17 protein-coding genes are annotated in these 18,239 nt (G+C 74.0%); 7 read left to right on the forward strand and 10 right to left on the reverse strand.

Annotated elements, in window-relative coordinates:
- Positions 1-88 precede the first annotated feature (88 nt).
- Entirely contained in the window at positions 89-463 is a 375-nt protein-coding gene (locus tag ACN20G_RS33105; RefSeq protein ID WP_424216936.1) for a TraR/DksA family transcriptional regulator, read from the reverse strand.
- Positions 464-695: 232 nt separating this feature from the next.
- On the opposite strand from ACN20G_RS33105, the gene htpG reads away from it, so the two are divergent.
- Positions 696-2,642, forward strand: a complete 1,947-nt coding sequence (htpG, locus tag ACN20G_RS33110; protein WP_424216937.1) for a molecular chaperone HtpG — start codon at positions 696-698, stop codon at positions 2,640-2,642.
- 62 nt (positions 2,643-2,704) lie between these two features.
- Here htpG and ACN20G_RS33115 read toward each other — a convergent pair whose 3' ends face one another.
- The 4 genes from ACN20G_RS33115 to ACN20G_RS33130 form a co-directional block, all read right to left on the reverse strand.
- Positions 2,705-3,430 (reverse strand): response regulator transcription factor, encoded by a 726-nt coding sequence (locus ACN20G_RS33115; RefSeq protein WP_424217434.1) that lies wholly within the window; start codon positions 3,428-3,430, stop codon positions 2,705-2,707.
- 14 nt (positions 3,431-3,444) lie between these two features.
- Complete coding sequence (locus ACN20G_RS33120) at positions 3,445-4,662, reverse strand: sensor histidine kinase (RefSeq protein ID WP_424216938.1); 1,218 nt, start codon at positions 4,660-4,662, stop codon at positions 3,445-3,447.
- Complete coding sequence (locus ACN20G_RS33125) at positions 4,659-5,186, reverse strand: DUF1453 domain-containing protein (protein WP_424216939.1); 528 nt, start codon at positions 5,184-5,186, stop codon at positions 4,659-4,661. Before ACN20G_RS33125 ends, ACN20G_RS33120 begins: the two co-directional genes overlap by 4 nt.
- Before the next feature lie 231 nt (positions 5,187-5,417).
- Positions 5,418-6,206, reverse strand: coding sequence for a DUF4232 domain-containing protein (locus ACN20G_RS33130; protein WP_424216940.1), 789 nt, complete (start codon positions 6,204-6,206; stop codon positions 5,418-5,420).
- A 779-nt stretch (positions 6,207-6,985) separates the two neighbouring features.
- Between ACN20G_RS33130 and ACN20G_RS33135 the strand changes: the two genes are divergently transcribed.
- From ACN20G_RS33135 to ACN20G_RS33155, 5 genes are all read left to right on the forward strand, one after another.
- Entirely contained in the window at positions 6,986-7,615 is a 630-nt protein-coding gene (locus ACN20G_RS33135) for a carbonic anhydrase (protein ID WP_424216941.1), read from the forward strand.
- Between the two features lie 143 nt (positions 7,616-7,758).
- Positions 7,759-9,336: a SulP family inorganic anion transporter gene (locus ACN20G_RS33140; protein ID WP_424216942.1), complete on the forward strand. Its 1,578-nt coding sequence runs from the start codon at positions 7,759-7,761 to the stop codon at positions 9,334-9,336.
- Between the two features lie 182 nt (positions 9,337-9,518).
- Positions 9,519-9,677, forward strand: coding sequence for a hypothetical protein (locus ACN20G_RS33145; RefSeq protein WP_424216943.1), 159 nt, complete (start codon positions 9,519-9,521; stop codon positions 9,675-9,677).
- A gap of 111 nt (positions 9,678-9,788) precedes the next feature.
- Complete coding sequence (locus ACN20G_RS33150) at positions 9,789-11,162, forward strand: hypothetical protein (RefSeq protein ID WP_424216944.1); 1,374 nt, start codon at positions 9,789-9,791, stop codon at positions 11,160-11,162.
- A complete protein-coding gene (locus ACN20G_RS33155; RefSeq protein WP_424216945.1) occupies positions 11,159-11,716 on the forward strand; it encodes a hypothetical protein in 558 nt (185 codons plus the stop codon). The genes ACN20G_RS33150 and ACN20G_RS33155 overlap by 4 nt, the downstream gene beginning before the upstream one ends.
- Positions 11,717-11,738: 22 nt before the next feature.
- Here ACN20G_RS33155 and ACN20G_RS33160 read toward each other — a convergent pair whose 3' ends face one another.
- The 5 genes from ACN20G_RS33160 to ACN20G_RS33180 all read right to left on the reverse strand — a co-directional run bounded on the left by ACN20G_RS33160 (position 11,739) and on the right by ACN20G_RS33180 (position 16,362).
- The gene (locus tag ACN20G_RS33160) at positions 11,739-12,506 is read right to left on the reverse strand and encodes an ABC transporter ATP-binding protein (protein ID WP_424217435.1); all 768 of its coding nucleotides are present in this window, start codon (positions 12,504-12,506) and stop codon (positions 11,739-11,741) included.
- A gap of 67 nt (positions 12,507-12,573) precedes the next feature.
- On the reverse strand, positions 12,574-13,614 hold the full coding sequence (locus ACN20G_RS33165; RefSeq protein WP_424216946.1) for an ABC transporter substrate-binding protein: 1,041 nt from the start codon (positions 13,612-13,614) through the stop codon (positions 12,574-12,576).
- A gap of 79 nt (positions 13,615-13,693) precedes the next feature.
- Positions 13,694-14,569: an ABC transporter permease gene (locus tag ACN20G_RS33170; protein WP_424217436.1), complete on the reverse strand. Its 876-nt coding sequence runs from the start codon at positions 14,567-14,569 to the stop codon at positions 13,694-13,696.
- A gap of 5 nt (positions 14,570-14,574) precedes the next feature.
- Complete coding sequence (locus tag ACN20G_RS33175; protein WP_424216947.1) at positions 14,575-15,690, reverse strand: LLM class flavin-dependent oxidoreductase; 1,116 nt, start codon at positions 15,688-15,690, stop codon at positions 14,575-14,577.
- Positions 15,691-16,053: 363 nt separating this feature from the next.
- Positions 16,054-16,362 (reverse strand): hypothetical protein, encoded by a 309-nt coding sequence (locus tag ACN20G_RS33180; protein ID WP_424216948.1) that lies wholly within the window; start codon positions 16,360-16,362, stop codon positions 16,054-16,056.
- Positions 16,363-17,010: 648 nt separating this feature from the next.
- On the opposite strand from ACN20G_RS33180, the gene ACN20G_RS33185 reads away from it, so the two are divergent.
- Positions 17,011-18,192 carry a serine hydrolase domain-containing protein gene (locus ACN20G_RS33185; RefSeq protein ID WP_424216949.1) on the forward strand — a complete coding sequence of 394 codons (1,182 nt, stop codon included), beginning with the start codon at positions 17,011-17,013 and terminating at the stop codon, positions 18,190-18,192.
- Positions 18,193-18,239 lie beyond the last annotated feature (47 nt).

The following is an 18,239-nucleotide window of genomic DNA, read 5'->3' on the forward strand; positions in this document are numbered from 1 at the left end:
GCCCCGGAGAGCCCTGTCGACGTTGTGTTCTCCCGCCCGATGTGGCCTCCCACGCCGACCGTCGAGTCGGGGTGCTCGGCCGGTGAGGTCAGCCGGCCTGCTCCTCGTGGGCCTGCCGGCACTCCACGCACAACACGGAGGCCGGCATCGCCGCCAGGCGCGCGGCCGGGATGGGGCGCTCGCAGTCGGCGCACACCCCGTACGTGCCGGCCTCGATCCGGTCCAGGGCCACCTCGATCCGGGCCAGGGTGCGGGTCTCCGATTCGGAGAGGGTCTGGAGCACGATGGCGTCCTTGTCGGCGCTCGCCACGTCGACGGAGTCCCGCGGTCCGCCCTCCGGGGTGATGGCCTGGGTCATCTCGCGCCGTTGCCGGTCCATCGCGGTGAGGATCTCCTCCCGAGCCGCCCGGAGCTCCGCCGCCACCGTGTCCGTCGTGTTCGTGCTCGTGCCGCTGTTCGTCACGTTCCCGCTCCCGTCCTCTCGCTGCGCCCGACCCGGTCGGGCCGACAGGGCGCCGCGTACCCGGTGGGGCCCGGCGCATGCGGTGACCGTCGTCACGGGGGTCGGGCGCCCGGGACCGTCCGGTACGGCCCGCACGGGCGTCACCCGTTTCGTACGATGGCTTGCGTTCGGTGACGTCGAAGGCTCGACGGCACCGGGCGGACCACCCGTGACAGATCCGAGGAGAAGATTCGTGAGCAGCAGTGTCGAGACGCTGGAATTCCAGGCCGAAACACGCCAGTTGCTGCAGTTGGTGATCCACTCGATCTACTCGAACAAGGACATCTTCCTGCGCGAGTTGATCTCCAACGCCTCCGATGCCCTGGACAAGTTGAGACTGGCCGCGCTGACCGACCCGGACCTGGGCGCCGACACCGAGGACCTGCGGATCTCGCTGGAGGTGGACCGCGAGGCCCGCACCCTGACCGTCCGGGACAACGGCATCGGCATGTCCCGTGACGAGGTCGTCGAGCTCATCGGCACCATCGCCAAGTCCGGCACCGCGAGCCTGCTGGAGAAGATCCGCGAGGCCCGGGACGCGGAGGCGGCGCAGACCCTCATCGGGCAGTTCGGCGTGGGCTTCTACTCGGCGTTCATGGTCGCCGACCGGGTCACGCTGAGCACCCGACGGGCCGGCACCGACGAGGGCACCCGGTGGGAGTCCGACGGCGAGGGCAGCTACACGATCCGGTCCGCCGAGGGCCTGGACACCGGCACCTCCGTCACCCTGCACCTGAAGCCCGCCGACGGCGAGGACGGCCTGGCCGACTACCTGGCCGAGTGGAAGATCCGCCAGATCGTCAAGCAATATTCAGATTTCATCCGCTGGCCCATCACCATGGCCGCCGAACGGCCCGTCTCGAACCCGGACGCGGACACCGACTCCGGGTCCGACGCGGACGCCGAGCCCGCCACCGTCACCCTCAACTCGATGAAGGCCCTGTGGGCGCGGCCCCGCAGCGAGGTCTCCCAGGAGGAGTACGACGAATTCTACCGGGGCCTCGCGCACGATCCGACCGCCCCGGCCCTGACCGTCCACATGCGGGCCGAGGGCACCTTCGAGTACGAGGCGCTGCTGTTCGTCCCCTCCCGCGCCCCCTTCGACCTGTTCTCCCGCGACAGCCGTCCCGGGGTGCACCTGTACGTCAAGCGCGTGTTCATCATGGACGACTGCGACGCGCTGATGCCGAACTACCTGCGGTTCGTCAAGGGGGTCGTGGACGCCCACGACCTGTCCCTGAACGTGTCCCGCGAGATCCTCCAGCAGGACCGGCAGATCCGCGGGGTGCGCCGCCGACTGGTCAAGAAGGTCCTGGGCGCCCTGAAGGACACCCGCGCGAAGGACACGGAGACCTGGGCGACGCTGTGGGCCGAGTTCGGTCGGGCGCTGAAGGAGGGGCTCATCGAGGACCCCGACAACAGCGAGGCCCTGCTCGACCTGGTGTCCGCGTCCTCCACCCACGACCCGGAGGGGACCACCACCCTCGCCGAGTACGTCGAGCGGATGAAGGAGGGCCAGAACGCCATCTACTTCCTCACCGGCGAGAACCGCGCCACCGTCGAGAACTCCCCCCACATGGAGGCGCTCGTCGCGAAGGGGTACGAGGTGCTGATCCTCACCGACCCCGTCGACGAGGTCTGGACCGAGCAGGTGCCGGAGTACTCCGGGCACCGCTTCCAGTCCATCGCCAAGGGGCAGGTCGACCTCGACGAGGACACCGCCGAGGACGAGGCCGCCGACACCGACCGGGCCGCCCGGGAGGAGGAGTACGCCGCCCTGCTGCCGTGGCTGCGCGGGGCCCTGTCCGAGCAGGTCAAGGACGTCCGGCTGTCCACGCGCCTGACCACCTCGGCGGCCTGCGTGGTCGGTGACGCCCACGACATGACGCCCACCCTGGAGAAGATGTACCGGGCCATGGGCCAGGAGATGCCCCCGGTGAAGCGGATCCTGGAGCTCAACCCCACCCACCCGCTGGTCACCGCCCTGCGCGAGGCCCACGCCCGGGACGCCGCCGATCCGGCGCTCGCCGAGATCGCCGAACTGATCCACGGCGGCGCCCTCCTCGCCGAGGGCGGTGAACTCCCCGACCCGGCCCGGTTCACCCGCCTGCTGACCAGCCGCCTGGGCAACGCCCTCTGACCCGCCCCCGATCAGCCGGCCCGGCCCTCCCGCCCCCGGGAGGGCCGGGCCGCGCCCCGCGGTCACCGTTCCTCCGATCGTCCGAGGACGGCCAGGCCGTGGTGGTAGGCGTACCGCACGGCCTGGGCACGGGAGGCGGCCCCCGTCTTCGCGAAGATGTTGTTCACGTGCGTCTTCACGGTGGCGGTGGAGATGTGCAGGGCCCGGGCGATCTCCGGGTTGCCGAGCCCGTCCGCGATCAGCCGCAGCACCTCCACCTCCCGGGCCGTGAGCCCGTCGGGCGGCTCCACCGGGGCCGACGCCGGGGCCGCCGCCGGCGGAACGGCGCCGGTGACCCGTTCCAGCAGCCGGCGTTGGATGCCGGGCGCCAACCCCGCCTCCCCGGCCAGCACGTCCGTGATCGCGCGGGCGATCTCCTCCCCGCCCGCGTCCTTCGTGAGGTAGCCCCGGGCCCCCGCCCGCAGCGCGGGGAAGAGGGAGTCGTCGTCGGCGAAGGTGGTCAGGATCACGACCTCGGTGCCCGGGTGTTCGGAGCGGATGCGTCGGGTCGCCTCGATGCCGTCACAGCGCGGCATCCGCAGGTCCATCAACACCACGTCCGGCGCGAGCGCGGCCGTCAGCTCCACCGCTTCCACGCCGTCCCGCGCGGCCCCCACCACCTCGATCCCGGGCAGGAATCCCAGCAGCATCACGATGCCCTCGCGGACCACGGACTGGTCGTCCGCCACGACCACCCGCACGGGGGACCCGTCCCGCCCGCCGTCCGACCCCGACCGCTCCACGCCCATCGTCTCCGCCCCGTTCACGTCGGCACCCGCAAGCTGACCACGAACCCGTCCTCGCACGGGCCCGCCTCCAGGGATCCGCCGAGCAGTTCGGCCCGCTCCCGCATCCCCACCAGACCGTAGCCGGCCCCGGCCCCTCCCGTGTCACCGCCACCACCACCACCGCCGCCGCCCGCGTCCCGGACCTCCAGGCGCACCTCGTCCGGCAGGTAGGACAGGTGCACGGTCACCTCGGCCCCCGGCGCGTGCCGTCGCACGTTGGTCACGGCCTCCTGCGCCACCCGTCGCACGGCCTGCGAGGTCTCGGCGGGCAACTCCCGCCGTTCGCCCGTCACCCGCACCCCTTCCGGGGCCCGGAAGCCGCCGCCCCCGCCCGCCGGGTCCAGCAGCCCGGACAGCCACTCCTCCAGGGGGGTGAGGTCCCCGCGCAGCGCGGACAGGGCCTGCCGGGTCTCGGTCAGCCCCTCCCGGGCCAGCCCCCGCACCAGCACCACCCGTTCCAGCACCCGGTCGCGGAACTCCCCGGGCGGTTCCCGCTCGATCAGCATCCGGGCCGCCTCCAGGTGCACGAGCTGTGCCGACAGGCTGTGGGCGAGCACGTCGTGGATCTCCCGGGCGATCCTGGACCGCTCCTCCAGGGCCGCCGACTCGGCCCGGGCCCGCGCCGCGTCCCGCTCCCCGGCGAGCAGGGCCCGCTCCTGGGCCAGCAGCCGGGCCGTGGTGGCCCGGGCCTCGGCGTCCAGCCGCAGCACGTACCCGACCAGTCCGAGACCCGCGGCGGTGGACAGGATCGTCGGCCAGGTCGCCGGACTCGACCAGGCGTACGCGGCCAGGGCCACCGCCGTGCACGGCAGGGCCGCCGCCAACGGGAGCCGCCGGAGCGCCATCAGCGCGCAACAGCACCACACGATCACCGCCCCGGTGCGCCACCCCAGGGCCGAGAGGGCGGGACCGGCGGCCAACAGCGGCAGCATCGCCGCCATGGCCGGCCCCAACCGGTGCGCCAGTGTGGTCCGCCAGTACACCCGGACCAGGGCCGCGCACCCGATCAGGATTGCCGCGATCCCGATCCACGCGAGCCGCCCGGGACCGTGCGCGTCACCCACCGCGGACCACACCAGCACCCCGGCCACGATCAGACGGATCGCCAGGTTCAGGCCACGCCGGGCCCGCGTCGAGGGCTGACGGGTCAGCGCCTCGATCGAGGGCCAGCCGGTCCAGATGTTCGCCGTCACCGCAGCCCCGGTCCTTCCGGCAGGGTCGCGGACCGCCGGCCGACGGCCGCGTCGCGACCACGGTACGACGCGTGGACCTCCGGGTGCCGCAGCACCATCACTCCCGACCGGACCAACAGGGAGGCGGCCAGGGCGAGCAGCATGGCGCCCGTGCCCAGGTGGAGACCGAGCAGCACACCGAGACCGGCCAACCCCAGCCGTATCACCAGCCCGCCGACCCACACGGCCGCCGTGGCCTTGGTGCCCCGGGTCCACACGCTGCCGTCCTCGGCCTTCCACACCCGTGTGGTCCAGGCCCAGCCCACGCCCATCAGGGCACCGGTGACGATCTCGGCCGCGAGCAGCGCGATCGACAACCCCGTGTGCCCGGAGTCGATCAGACCGCCGCCGCGTACGGCGAACACGCCCAGGACCACGGGCACCAGCCACCAGCGACGCGAGGGGTCCCAGCGCTGGGGCCGGAACTGTCGTACGAGGATCAGGGCCACGACGGCGATGATCACGAGAATGTTGAAGGCGGACACGGAAACCTCCGGGAGGGACGGAGAGGACTACGGGGACGGGGCGGAGAAGGAGAACCGCCGGCGATCCCGTCGTCGCTCTCCGACTCCTCCTCGAAGGTACGGAGAACCCCAGGTCGGAGGCATCGGCGCCAGGGTTGATCACGGGTGGAGAACGGGTGGAGTCCCTCTCTCCACCCACGGGTGGAGACTCCCTCCCGCGCGCCGCTCACGCCCGGCCGATCGCCCGCGCGCTCAGTGCACCGCGAACGTCCACTTCCGGACCTTCTCCAGGCTCCGGTTCCAGTACGTGACCGAGACGTTCGCGTCGATGTTCACGAAGCTCCCGCCGTCCGGGAAGGCGACCTTCAACGGTTTGCCGACCACGGTGTTGGCCTCGGCGCTGTGGAAGCGCAGGGTCATGGAGGTGACCGCGTCGGTGGGCACGTCCTTGCCCTCGCCCTCCCGGAAGAGCCGCACCCCGGCGTAGGCCCTCTCGCCCGGCTTCAGCACGACCGGCACCATCTCCGACTCCATCGGGACGGCCTCCTCGGGCCGGGAATCGAAGCGGATCAGGGGGTGGAAGTACAGCGTGCAGGTGGTGCGGCCGGTGTTGGCGGCGGTGAGGAACAGGTTGCGCAGGCTGTCCTGTCGCTCGGCCGCCGAGGTGACCGACAGGTTCGCCCCCGTGCACGGCGGGGCCGCGTTCCCTCCGCCGCCGGAGCCGCCCGAGCCCGCTCCCTTGCCGGGGCTCGCCGTGCCCCGGCCCGGGCTCGGGGCGGTGGTCCCGCCGGACGGGGGCGCGGGCTTCGCGGACGTGGGCGCCGGGGACCCCGGCGCCGTCGGGTCCGGTGCCGTCGTGCCCGGTGCGCTCCCCGAGGGCGCGGGGGCGTCGGCGGAGCGGGAGGGCACGGTGCCCCTGTCGCGTCCGCCCTCGCCGTTCTGGCAGGCGGCGGCCGTGGTCAGGGCGAGGACGACGAGGGCGGCGGCCCCCAGGAGCCGGCTCCGTCGGCCGGTGCGGGCTGATTCGTGAGCGGTGCGCATGGTGGATCCCCCGTGTGGTCGGGGCGGGTCCGTCCCCGCCTCCCGGCGCGGGCGGGCGGCCCTGTGCCGGGACGCCCGCCGGCGTGTCATCGACGCTAGCGAGCCGGTCCCCGCGCCCACAGTCACCGCGGGTGGGGATGTGCCCGGAACCGACCCCACCCCAGGGCGGTGCGCCCCCGTCCCCGGATGGGGGCGGGGTGGGGGCGGAGCGCGGCCCGTCGCGGTGTCCCCGGCCTCCGCTTCCGGGCCCGTGACCGGCCGCCGAGGCGCTCGCGGGGGAATCCCGCACACGCGTTCTGGCATATTCCGTTCGAACATTCGGCGACTCGCGGCCGCAAATCTCCGAAATTCACTCGTCGAACAGTTGAATGCCGCACGGCTTTCCTCGGCCGGAAATCGCCCGGAGCGCACCCGTCTCACGCGCCCGGCGTGCGCGCTTATCGCGCCCTTTCATGCCCCCATGTGCCCTCAAATCGGCACGAGTCAAGCGGAGTTGATCATTCCGGGCGCAGGCGTCCGGCGGAGTGCCGCCGTCGTGGCGAGTAACGCGTGGCGAGAATTGCATCTGTCACCGATTGGTAATGCCTTGGTAAATTGAATTCGCGGCAGCCGGCACGACCGAACGCGTCGAACGGATTCCCGGGGACCGACGCCGTTCCCCCACCACCCCGTTCCGGACGTGCTCCCCCTTCCGGACCCGTCCCGAGCCGATCGCCGCGCACGACCCGACCCGACCACACCGCGCCCCGGCCACCGCCGGACGCAGGAGGCAGGCCCTCATGCAATCGCTCATCGACCAGGCCCGCGCGTTCCCCACGCGCCACGTGGCCGATCCCCGACACGCCGACCGCTTCCGCGCGTTGGCCGCCGGACAGGCCCCGGAGGCCCTCTTCATCACCTGTTCCGACTCCCGCGTGGTCCCCACGCTGATCACGGGCGCGGAACCCGGCCGACTCTTCGAACTCCGCACCGCCGGCAACATCGTCCCCCCGTACCCCCACGACGGCCCCACCGGCGGCGAGGCCGCCACCATCGAGTACGCCGTGCGCGCCCTCGGGGTCGAATCGGTGGTCGTGTGCGGCCACTCCCACTGCGGCGCCGTCGGCGCGGTGGCCCGGGGCGAGGACCTCTCGGCCCTGCCCGCCGTGCGGGACTGGCTCGACCGCTCCGTCCCGCCCCGCTCCGCCGTCCGCGCCCCCGCGCCGGACCACGACCGCCCGGACGTGGCCGCCGCCGTCCGCGCCCACGTCCTCGAACAGGTCGACGTGCTCCGCGCCTACCCCTGCGTCCGCGAACGGCTCGCGGCCGGCCGGCTCACCCTCCACGCCTGGTACTACGAGGTGCACACGGGCGTCGTCAGCGCGCACCGCCCCGACCTGGGCGACGGCACGGTCTTCAGCAGACTCTGACCGGCCCGGCGACACCCTCCGCGCGCACCGCTCGCGCGTCCCGCCCCACCCCCGGCCCGCCCCGCCCGTGCCCCGACGCGTGCCCCGGCACCTCCGCGCACGGCCCCGGGCCCCACACCCTCGACGAACGGGACACCACAGCCATGCCCCGCACCCCCGCCCCCACCGGCACCGCCCCACCCGGCGGCCCCGACCCCCACCCCACGCCCCTGAGCACCGCCCTGACCGCCCTGCGCCGACCCGCGCTGCTGCGCCGCGAGGCCCTGGCCTCCCTGGTCGTCTTCCTCGTGGCGCTGCCCCTGTGCGTGGGCGTCGCGGTGGCCTCCGGCGTACCCGCCGAACTCGGCCTGATCACCGGCATCGTCGGCGGCATCGTCGTCGGCATGCTGCCCGGCAGCACCCTCCAGGTCAGCGGCCCGGCCGCCGGCCTGACCGTCCTCGTCCTCGAAGCCGTCACCGACTTCGGCCTCGGCATGCTCGGCGCGATCGTCCTGGCCACCGGTCTGCTCCAGGTCGGCCTCGGCGCGGCCCGCTGCGGCCGCTGGTTCCGCGCCATCTCCGTCTCCGTCGTGCAGGGCATGCTCGCCGGCATCGGCCTCGTGCTGATCGTCGGCCAGCTGCACACCCTCGCGGGTGCCCGACAGCCCCGTTCCGGACTCGACAAGATCCTCGGCCTGCCCGCCCTGGTGATCGAGACGGCCGGGTCGCGGGCGGCCCTGACCGCCGCCGGCGTGGGCGTGTTCACCCTCCTCGTGCTGGTCCTGTGGCACCGGGTCCCGGCCGTGCTGCGCACCGTGCCGGCCCCGCTGGCCGCCGTGGCCCTGGCCACCGCCGGGGTCCTGGCGCTCGGTCTCGACGTGCCCCGGGTCGAGGTGCGCGGTCTTCTGGACGCCGTGCGCCCGCCCGGGCTCGACGACCTCGCGGGCCTGGGCTCGGCCGCGGTGCTGGGCACGGTCCTGGCCTTCACCCTGATCGCCTCGGCGGAATCCCTGTTCAGCGCGGCCGCCGTGGACCGGATGCACGACGGCCCGCGCACCCACTACGACCGCGAACTCCTCGCGCAGGGGGTCGGCAACACCGTCTGCGGGGCCTTGGGCGCCCTGCCCATGACGGCGGTCATCGTGCGCAGTTCGGCCAACGTCCGGGCCGGGGCGAGCACCGCGCTGTCCCGGATCCTGCACGGGGTGTGGCTGCTGCTGTTCACCGCGCTGCTGCCGGTCGCGATCGGGGTCATCCCGCTGGCCGCGCTCGCCGCCGTGCTGATCCACGCGGGGGTGAAGCTGATCCCGCTCACCGCGATTCCCGCGTTGTGGCGGGCGCACCGGGGCGAGACGGTGATCCTGCTGGTCACGGCCGTGGCGATCGTGGTGACGAACATGTTCGAGGGGGTGCTGCTCGGGCTGCTGATGGCCGTGGTGAAGGCCGCGTGGGAGACCTCGCACGTGCACGTCTCCGTCCGCGAACTCAGCGGCGGGCGGGCCGTGGTCAGTCTCACCGGCAACGCGACCTTCCTGCGCCTGCCGCACATCCTGGACACACTGGAGGCGCTGCCGGAGGAGCGGCCCGTCGAACTGGACCTGAGCGGCCTGCGGCATCTGGACCACGCCTGCCGGACCGCCCTGGAGGGGTGGGCGGCGCGCCGGCGGGACGTGGGGTCCTCGCCGGTCCGGGTCCGTGAACCGTGGGAACCGGCGCCCACGACGGCGGCCCCGCCGGGCTGAGCCGGTCGCAAGGGGGTGTGTTCGGCCCGTCACGGACGGATTCCGGTCAGCCTCTTGGTGATCCATTGACCTTCTCTTGGTGATCGCTTTACGTTTCTCGTGGCGGCGAACACCGCACAAGGTGTCGAACCGCCGCGAGCAACCCGAAAGCCCGTGAACCACCCCCCTCAACGGAGGCACCCGTGGAACAGGTCATCCGCAGGCTCACGACGGACGAGGTCTGGCAGCGCTGGACCGAGGCCAACTCGCCCACCACGACCGCCGCGAAGAGCGGCTGCATCAGCGCGCACACCGGCGCCCGGGGCGCGGCCCCGGCCGGCAAGTCCGGCTGCATATCCTGAGCCACCCGCGGGGCCGGACCCTCCCGCGGAACCGGCCCCGCGGGCACCCCCGCGCACCCCTGTCCCCCCACCCAGCCCCGCCCACCCCGCCCCCGAAACCGGAAACCGGCCATGAACCCCACCGGCACGGACGACCCGGGCCCCGAGGGCCGCGCCTGGCCCGCACCCGAAGTCGTCGATTTCGTCCGCGACATACCGCTCTACCGCCCCGCCCTCGACCGCGGCCACTTCCCCGTCCTGGAGAAACCCGAGATCGCCTGCGGCTTCCCCGACAACTGGATGACGCCGAGACTCGCCGCCGCCCTCGCCGCAGGCGAGGCCGAATACGTCCTGTCCACCGGCACCAACCACGCCCGGATGCGGCTCATCCGGCCGCCGTACTTCCTGCTCCACTCCTACTACCGGCTGTGGAGCGAACACCCGGCCATCTCGGCGACCTGGCGGGCCGGTTGCCAACGGGTCTCCCTCACCACCGTCCTCGCCACCGAGCACGTGGCCCGCGTCAACGCCCGCCGGCGCACCGGGAATCCCACGCCCGACCCCGACCCCGGCCCTGATCAAGGCCCCGACCAAGGCCCCGGACCGGCCGCGATCGAACACCTCACCCTCGAAGAACGCCGCCTCGACGAACGCACCGTCTACCTCAACCGCCGCCTCGACCCCGGCCGCGACTGGGACCGCGCCGAGGTCGTCCGCATCCTCGCAGAGATCCGCCGGGTCGCCGCCGCCCACCCCGAGGGCGCCTACCACCTCGACTGCTCCGGCTACCACCTCGCCCACCTCGTGCGGCACGCCCGCGCCCTCGGCCTGTGGGACCCCGCGCGGTTCCCGCGCCCCGCGAGCATCGTCCACGCCTACGAGTACACCCCGCTCACCGTCCGCCGGTACCTGCGCCGACACTTCGACTGCCCCGTCGTCGACCTCTTCGGCAGCACCGAACTCGGCTACCTCTTCCACGGTGACGGCGAAGGCCGCTACCACCCCCACCTGGCGGACATGAGCGTGGAACTCCTGCCCGTGGCCCCGGGCAGCGGCATCCACAGCCTGATCGTGACGAGCCTGCGCAACCCCCACATGCCCCTGGTCCGCTACCGGTCCGGCGACTGCGTGCGCACGGAAGACGGCAGCGCCGACCCGACCCGGATCGTCTCCTTCTGCGGCCGGGAGAAGGAACTCCTCGCGGGCCCCGACGGCCCCGTCGCGCACGGCGACCTCGACGCCCTCGTGGCCGAACACGCCCCCGGCACCTTCCTCGCCCGACTCGACCTGCCCGCCGACGACGCCCCGCGCGGCACTCGGGCCGTGCTGCGGCACACCACCTTCGACGGCGCCCCCACACCCGCCGGGCCCGCCGACCGGCTCGCGACGGCGGTCGGCGCCCTCATCGGCCGCCCCACCACCCTCGCCCACCACGAGCACCTGCCGATCGGCCCCTCCGGCAAGTACCCGTGGCTGCGCCGCACCCCCCGAGGAGACACCGCGTGACCCCACCCCTGGCCCCCACCGCCCCGCCCGTCACCCCCGAGGCACTGCGCGCGCTGCTCGACCCCGACCTGCACGAGGAGACGGTGGGGGCCGCCCTCGCAGCCGATCCGGACCCCGAACCGAGCCGGGCCGTCGCCGAACGGCGCGTCCTGGAAGCCCTGCGCTACCTGTGGCTGGTCTCGGCCCACCCCGACCGGCTCGCGGGCCTGTTCCTGCCGGTGGAACAGGCCGTGGACGAGGTCTGGCACCACCTCATCCTCCAGACCCGCGAATACCGCGACCTGTGCGAACAGCGCCTGCCGGGAGGCTTCTTCGTGCACCACCGGGGCATCGCCTACACCGCCTACACGGACACGGCGGTACGCGGCGGCGGCCCGGACCGGCGACGCGGCGCGGAGGAGGCACTGCGCTGGATCCCGCCCTACGTCGCCGCGTTCGGCCCCTTCGACGAGGGCGCGCTGCCGCACTGGACGATGGTCCGCTTCCTCCACGAGGAACTCGGCCTCTCCCTCGCCGAGATCTCCGCCCTCGAACCGCCCCCGCCCACCCCGTGAACCCATGACGAGGGCGCCCGATTCAGGGCCGCATCAAAGCGGTCAGACGGGTGCGCAGGCGGGTGAAGGCGGGGGAGGAGCGCAGGGCCGTGACGTCCGTGTCCGGGTCCCGGTCGAGATCGACCGGCAGCTCCGCTACCACCCGCCCCGGGCCCGCCGCCAGCACCACCACCCGCGAGCCCAACAACACCGCCTCCTCGGCCGAGTGGGTCACGAACAGCACCGTCGTCCCCGAGCGGCCCGCGAGCGCCCGCACCTCCTCCTGGAGGCGCTCCCGGGTCAGGGCGTCGAGGGCGGCGAACGGCTCGTCCATCAGCAGCAGTTCCGGTTCGGCGGCCAGGGCGCGGGCGATGGCCACCCGCTGCTGCTGACCGCCCGACAACTCCCAGGTCCGCCGATCCGCCAGCCCCGCCAGCCCCACGCGTTCCAGCAGCTCCGCGATCCGGGCGGCCCGCTCCGCACGCGGCACCCCGTGCCGGGCCAGCGCGAACGCGAGGTTCCCGCCCACGGTCCGCCACGGGAACAGCCGCGGCTGCTGGAACACGACCCCGGCCCCGGCGCCCGGCCGGGGCGCCGCGCCCCGAACCGAGGCCCGGCCCGAGGAGGGCCGCTCGAATCCGGCCACCACCCGCAGCAGACTGGTCTTGCCGCAGCCGGAGGGCCCGACCAGGACCACGAACTCCCCGGCGGACACCCGCAGGTCCACGTCGGCCAGCGCGGTCACCGCCCGTTCGCCGGCCCCGTACCGCACCGAGATCCCGGTCAGCTCCACGACCGGCTCGGCCCGCACGACCGCGACACCGGCCGCGCCCGCACCGGCCGCGCCCGCACCGGCCGCGCCCGCACCCGTCCCGTCGTCAGCGCGCGGCACGGGCCAGCTCCTCCACCGCGAGCGCCCGCTCGAACACCGCCGTGTCCGGCACCGCGTCGACGGCCTTCTGCCCCTTGAGGAACTCCGCCGCGTCCCGCAGGTTCGCCGCCAGCTTCCCCGGCTTGCCGGGCGTGCCCAGGTACTCCGGGCCCGCCTGCTCCTTCGCGTCGAGCAGCACGAGCTCCGCCAGCTGCCGCTTCGCCTCGTCGGCCGGCAGCCCCAGCTCCGCCCCGATGGACTTCGCGGCCCGGTCCGGCTCCGTGCGGGCCTGCGTGACCGCCGCGTCCTGCGCCTTCACCCAGGCCGTGACCACCTCGGGGTGGGCGGCGGCGAACGCGTTCGTGACCACGCCCAGGTCGGCCGTGGGCTTGCCCCGCTCCGCGAGCTGCCGGCTGCTGACGAGCACCTTGCCGTCCTTCTTCAGCTCGCCCAGGGTCGGCGTCCACACGTAGGCCGCGTCCACGTCCCCGCGCTTCCAGGCCGCGAGGGCGTCCTGCGGCTGGAGGTCCACGATCGACACCTTCGACGGGTCGACTCCGGCCGCCGTGAGCGCCGCCAGCAGCGAGTAGTGCGCGGTCGACCCGAAGGGCGTGGCCACCTTGCGGCCCGCCAGGTCCTTGACCGAGCCGATCCCGGACTTCGCGACGAGCGCCTCGTTGTCCCCGATCAGGTCATGCACCCACAGCACCTTGTACGGGATGTTCAGCGGCGCCGACAGGCCCTTGGTCACGGGGCTGGAACCGGCCAGGCCCAGGTCCACGGCGCCGGCGATGACGGCGGTGTTCACGTCGCCCCCGGACTCGAACTTGACCCACTTCACCGTCACGTCGGGCAGGGCCTTCTCCAACAGGCCCTGGTTCTTCACCACCAGATCGGCGTTGGGGATCGCCTGGTACGCGATCCGGACCACGGGCCGGTCCCCGCCCTCGGCCGTGTCCCCACCACCCCCGCAGGCGGTCGCGCCCACGGCGGTCAGGGCGAGGGCGGCGGCGAACAGCAGGGTGCGTCGGGACGGGTTTCTGGGCATGACGGATCTCCGGTGTGAAGGGTGAGGACAGCGAGAAGGAAGGGGGAGGGGCGGGGTGGGATGGGGATGGGGGGCGGGCTCAGGCTCGGCCGCGCCACGGCACCGCCGAGCGCTCCAGCAGCCGCAGCAGCGCGTCTAGGACGATCCCGGACACCCCGATCGCGAGGATCCCCGCGATCACCAACGCCGTCTGGTTGTAGCGCTGGGCGTCGCGGATCATGCCGCCGATGCCGGGCACGCCGTTGATCGTCTCGGCCGCGACCACCGAGGTGTACGCGACGCCCACGGCGATCCGCACGCCCGTGAGGATCTCCGGGAGCGCCGCCGGCAGGCGCACCGACAGGAGCAGGGACACCGGCCCGGCGCCCAGGGCCCGGGCCGCCTCCACGAGGTGCCCGGGCACCGCGCGCACCGCCGCCGCCGTGGCCGCCGCGATCGGCGGCAGCGCGGCGATCACGAGCAGCCAGATCTTCGGCGCCTCGTCGATGCCGAACCAGATCACCAGCAACGACAGGTAGGCGAGCGGGGGAAGGGTCCGCAGGAACGTCACGGCGGGTTCGAGGACCACGGCCAACGGCCGCACCGTCCCCAGCAGCAGGCCCAGCGGCACCCCCACCAGGACGGCGTACGCCGAGCCCGTCCCGATCCGCCCCAGGCTCACGCCCAGGTGCTCCACGAGCAGGTGCCCGCCGTAGCCGCGCACCCCGTCGTGCATGGTGGACGCGAGGAGGAACTGCCGCCACACCTCGCCCGGCGAGGGCACCAGCACCCGGGGCCACACCCCGGCCGACACCACCGCCTGCCACGCCGCCAGCAACACCGCCAACGCGAGCAGCCGCAGCAGCCCCCAGCGCACGGCGAGCCGCCACCGCGCCCGCGCCGGCGAATCCGCGCGCCGCGTTCCCGGGCCGTCGGGGGCCGGGGCGGCCGGGGTCTCGGCCGGGGCCGTCGTCAGCGCGCTCACGCGGCCGGCTCCGCCGTCAGGGCCCGGAACCGGGGCGCGACCTCTTCGCCGAACCGATACGCCTCCTCCAAGTGCGGGTACCCGGACAGCACGAACTCGTCGATGCCCAGCGCCCGGTACTCGGCCAGGCGCGCGGCCACCTCGTCGTGCGAGCCGACCAGCGCCGTGCCCGCGCCCTCCCGGACCAGCCCGACGCCCGCCCACAGGTTCGGCGCGACGGTGAGCCGCGCCGCGTCGGCGACGCCGCCGTGCAGCGCCGTCATTCGGGCCTGACCTGTGGAATCCATGCGGGCGAAACGTTCCTGCGTCGCCCGTACCGCCTCCGGGTCGATCCCGGCGAGGATCCTATCGGCCTCCGCCCATGCTTCCGCCGCCGTGTCCCGACTGATCACGTGCACCCGCAACCCGAACCGCACCGTGCGCCCCACCGCCCGGGCCCGTTCCCGCAGCCGCGCCACACGCTCCGCGACGGCCGCCGGCGGCTCCCCCCACAGCAGTTGCACGTCGGCCCGGCGAGCCGCGACCTCCTCGGCCGCCGGGGACGCGCCGCCGAAGTACAGGGGCACCGGATGCCGCAGCTCCGGATCGGCCAGGCGGGCGCCGGCGACCCGCAGGTGCGCGCCCTCGTGGTCCACCTCCCGCCCCGCCAGCAGCTCGCCCAGCACGGTCATGACCTCTTCGGTGCGCGCGTAGCGCTCGTCGTGTCCGAGGGTGTCGCCGTAGGCCCGCTGTTCGGCCGGATCACCGCCCGTCACCACGTTCAGCGCGATCCGGCCGCCCGCGAACCGGCGGAAGGAATCGGCCTGTTGGGCGATCAGGGTGGGACTGGCGAAACCGGCCCGGAAGGCCACGAGGAACCCGATCCGGCTGGTGTGCTGGGCCAGCGCCGTCGTCACGATCCAGGGATCGGCGCACCCGAGCCCCACCGGCGTCAACAGGGAGTGAAAACCCGCCTGTTCGGCGGCGCGCGCCACCTGTGCGAGGTACGGGATGTCGGCCGGACGCCGCACGGCGGCCTCCGTGCGCCCCTGCACGACGGTGGCGCCGCCGGGATGACGGCCGTCACCGCCGGTGGGCAGGAACCAGTGGAACAGGACGGGGTGGTGCGACATGAGGGGACCTCGACGGGACGGCAACGCGCCGCACCCGCCGTCCGGGCGCGGCGGAGCCACGCGCACGGGCGCGGGGGCGGTGAGGCGGTGCGGAAGGGAACGGGAAGCGGGCCGGGGGGCGCGGGGAGCCCTCAGGGGCGCCGGCGGATCAGCGGATCAGGGGATCGGCGGATCAACAGCCGGGCGAGGGGCGGGAGAAGGCCCGACACAGCATGGTCGACACACGCAGCAGATCCACGTGACGACGCGAGGTGAGGGAGGGGGCCATGGGCCCCATCCTGTCGGCGGCGTTCCGCCCCGCGCAACACCTGTCCACATCCCGGACGATACCGTCCCGTATCGCGGGCGAACAGGCGGTCGGCCCTACCGCGCGGGAGTGGCCTCGCTCCTCGCCGGTCCCCCGTGAAGCAGGAGTTGGGCGAGGCCCGCCATGGACACGAGGGCGCCGATCGTGTACCAGAGGCCGTCCGCGAAGACGCCGGTCAGCAGCGTTCGCGCGGAGGGCCCGGCGGGCAGCTCCGCGGGGTCGAGCCGGTCGAAGAGGATCGGCGCGGTCAGGGCGGTGCCGACGGCGATGCCGAGTTGGATGGCGGTGTTGAAGACCCCGGAGGCCGAACCCGCGTGCCGCTCCGGGATCCGGGCGAGGGCGAGGTCGGCGAGCGGCGCTCCCACCAGGCCGGGCCCCGCCCACCCCGACCGGCCCGGGGGCGGCGCGGGAGCGCACGCCGACAGGGCGAGGAACAGGGAACGACGAAAAGGTGTGTGGCGAGGCCCGGGCCGAGGGACACCGCCGTCCGGACGCACGTCGGAGTTCCGCCACGATTGGGGGCGGAACACCGGGAAGCGACTCGGGACGAGCGCTACAGGGCCTGGGAGATACGCCATCACCTCGAAACACGGCGCCGACCCCGGGGCGGGGAGCGGCGGAATCCCCCCAGGCTGTCCGGGCCGGGAGCCCCGGGCGACCGGATTGCGGACGGTGGGGGCCGGGGCGTACGCCCCCGATCGGCTGGGGCGGAAGTCCGGCCTCCGTACCGCTTCCGTGCCGCGGCCGTGTCGCACGCGTGTCGCTCCGTGCCGTTCCCGCGGCGCGTCCGGTGCGGGAGGGGCGCGGCGAAACCGACGGCGCGCGCCGGAGGCGACCCCGAGAGAACTCGGGGTCGTCCCCCAGGGGTTCACCTCGCGCACCCCTCGTGGATCTCCGGGTGTGCCCTCCCCCGTGCGGGGGATCCGCCGGCGGGGTCAAGATCGTGAAGATGGTGCTCGTTCCCGAGGGACACGGGAACACCCAACACCCGCCCCAGCCACAGGAGTCACCCCGTGAAGACCGTCACCCGCGCCGCCATCGCCGCCCTCCTCGTCGGAGCCACCCTGGCCCCCCTCGCCGGCGTCGCGTCGGCCGCGACCGACCCCGCCGCCCGCACCGCGCCTGCCCGTGCCACCGCCGAGACCACGACCCCCAGCGCCGGGGTCCTGGCCCTCCGCGAGGCACTGAAGGGGGTACCGGACGCCGATGTCTCGGCCGCGCTCATCAGAGTCGGCGGCACCGAGACCTGGTCCGGGTCGGCCGGCGTCCGCGACCGGATCACCCAGGCGCCCGCCAGGCCCGACGCCCGCTTCCGCGCCGGTTCCACCACCAAGATCGTCACCGCCGCCACCGTCCTCGACCTCGTCGCGGAGGGCCGGGTCGAACTCGACGCCCGCGCCGACCGCTACCTGCCCGGCGTCTTCCCCGCCGACTTCCCGAGCGACCGCGTGCCCACCGTCCGACAACTCCTCGACTACACCAGCGGCCTGCGCGACGGCGCGAGCCTCGGCGGGACCGAGGACGAGCTCTACGCCAATCGCTTCCGCACCCTGACCCCCCGCGAGGTCGTCCGGGCCTCCCTGGCCGCAGGCTCCCTCTCGGCGCCCGGCACCGTCCAGCGCTACGCCAACATCCACTACACGGTCCTCGGCCTGCTCATCGAGAACGTCACCGGGGACAGCTACGCCCACCAGGCCGAGCTGCGGGTGTTGCGCCCGCTGGGGATGCGGGACTCCGGCTTCCCGAAGGGCGGGGACCCCTTCGTGCACGGCGTCCACAACCGGGCCTACGAGCAGATCGGCGGGAAGCGGGTCGACGTCACGGAGTGGAACATGACGGACCGGCGCGCCGCCGGCGACCTGATATCCACCACCGCCGACCTCGAACGCCTCGTGACCGGCCTGTTCTCCGGGAAACTGCTGCCCACCCCGCTCGTGGACACCATGCTGAGCCTGCCGAGCGGCCCGGTGGAGTACGACGGGAACCGCCGCTACGGCATGGGCTTCCAGCGGCTCGACCTGGGCGGCGGCAAGGTGATCTGGGCGAAGACCGGATCCCGCCCGGGCTACCACACGGTGATCGGCGCGGACCGGGGGCTCACGCGCACGCTGGTCTACTCGGTCAACGCGGAGAGCGCGAAGGAGGACGGTGAGAAGCTCGCCCAGCGCTTCGCCCTCCCGGGCTTCCTCGGCTGAGGCGGGAGGCGGGTGGCGGGCCGGATGAACGGGGGGCGGGGGCGGGG

The sequence above is a fragment of the Streptomyces dryopteridis genome, assembly GCF_049606955.1.
Classification (GTDB): domain Bacteria; phylum Actinomycetota; class Actinomycetes; order Streptomycetales; family Streptomycetaceae; genus Streptomyces.

What these genes read in the sequence shown, in the direction of transcription:
- ACN20G_RS33175 (WP_424216947.1), bottom strand. Translation starts at nt 15,690, where the DNA reads ATGTCGCACCACCCCGTCCTGTTCCACTGGTTCCTGCCCACCGGCGGT.
- ACN20G_RS33150 (WP_424216944.1), top strand. Translation starts at nt 9,789, where the DNA reads ATGAACCCCACCGGCACGGACGACCCGGGCCCCGAGGGCCGCGCCTGG.
- ACN20G_RS33115 (WP_424217434.1), bottom strand. Translation starts at nt 3,430, where the DNA reads ATGGGCGTGGAGCGGTCGGGGTCGGACGGCGGGCGGGACGGGTCCCCC.
- ACN20G_RS33140 (WP_424216942.1), top strand. Translation starts at nt 7,759, where the DNA reads ATGCCCCGCACCCCCGCCCCCACCGGCACCGCCCCACCCGGCGGCCCC.
- ACN20G_RS33165 (WP_424216946.1), bottom strand. Translation starts at nt 13,614, where the DNA reads ATGCCCAGAAACCCGTCCCGACGCACCCTGCTGTTCGCCGCCGCCCTC.
- ACN20G_RS33135 (WP_424216941.1), top strand. Translation starts at nt 6,986, where the DNA reads ATGCAATCGCTCATCGACCAGGCCCGCGCGTTCCCCACGCGCCACGTG.
- ACN20G_RS33130 (WP_424216940.1), bottom strand. Translation starts at nt 6,206, where the DNA reads ATGCGCACCGCTCACGAATCAGCCCGCACCGGCCGACGGAGCCGGCTC.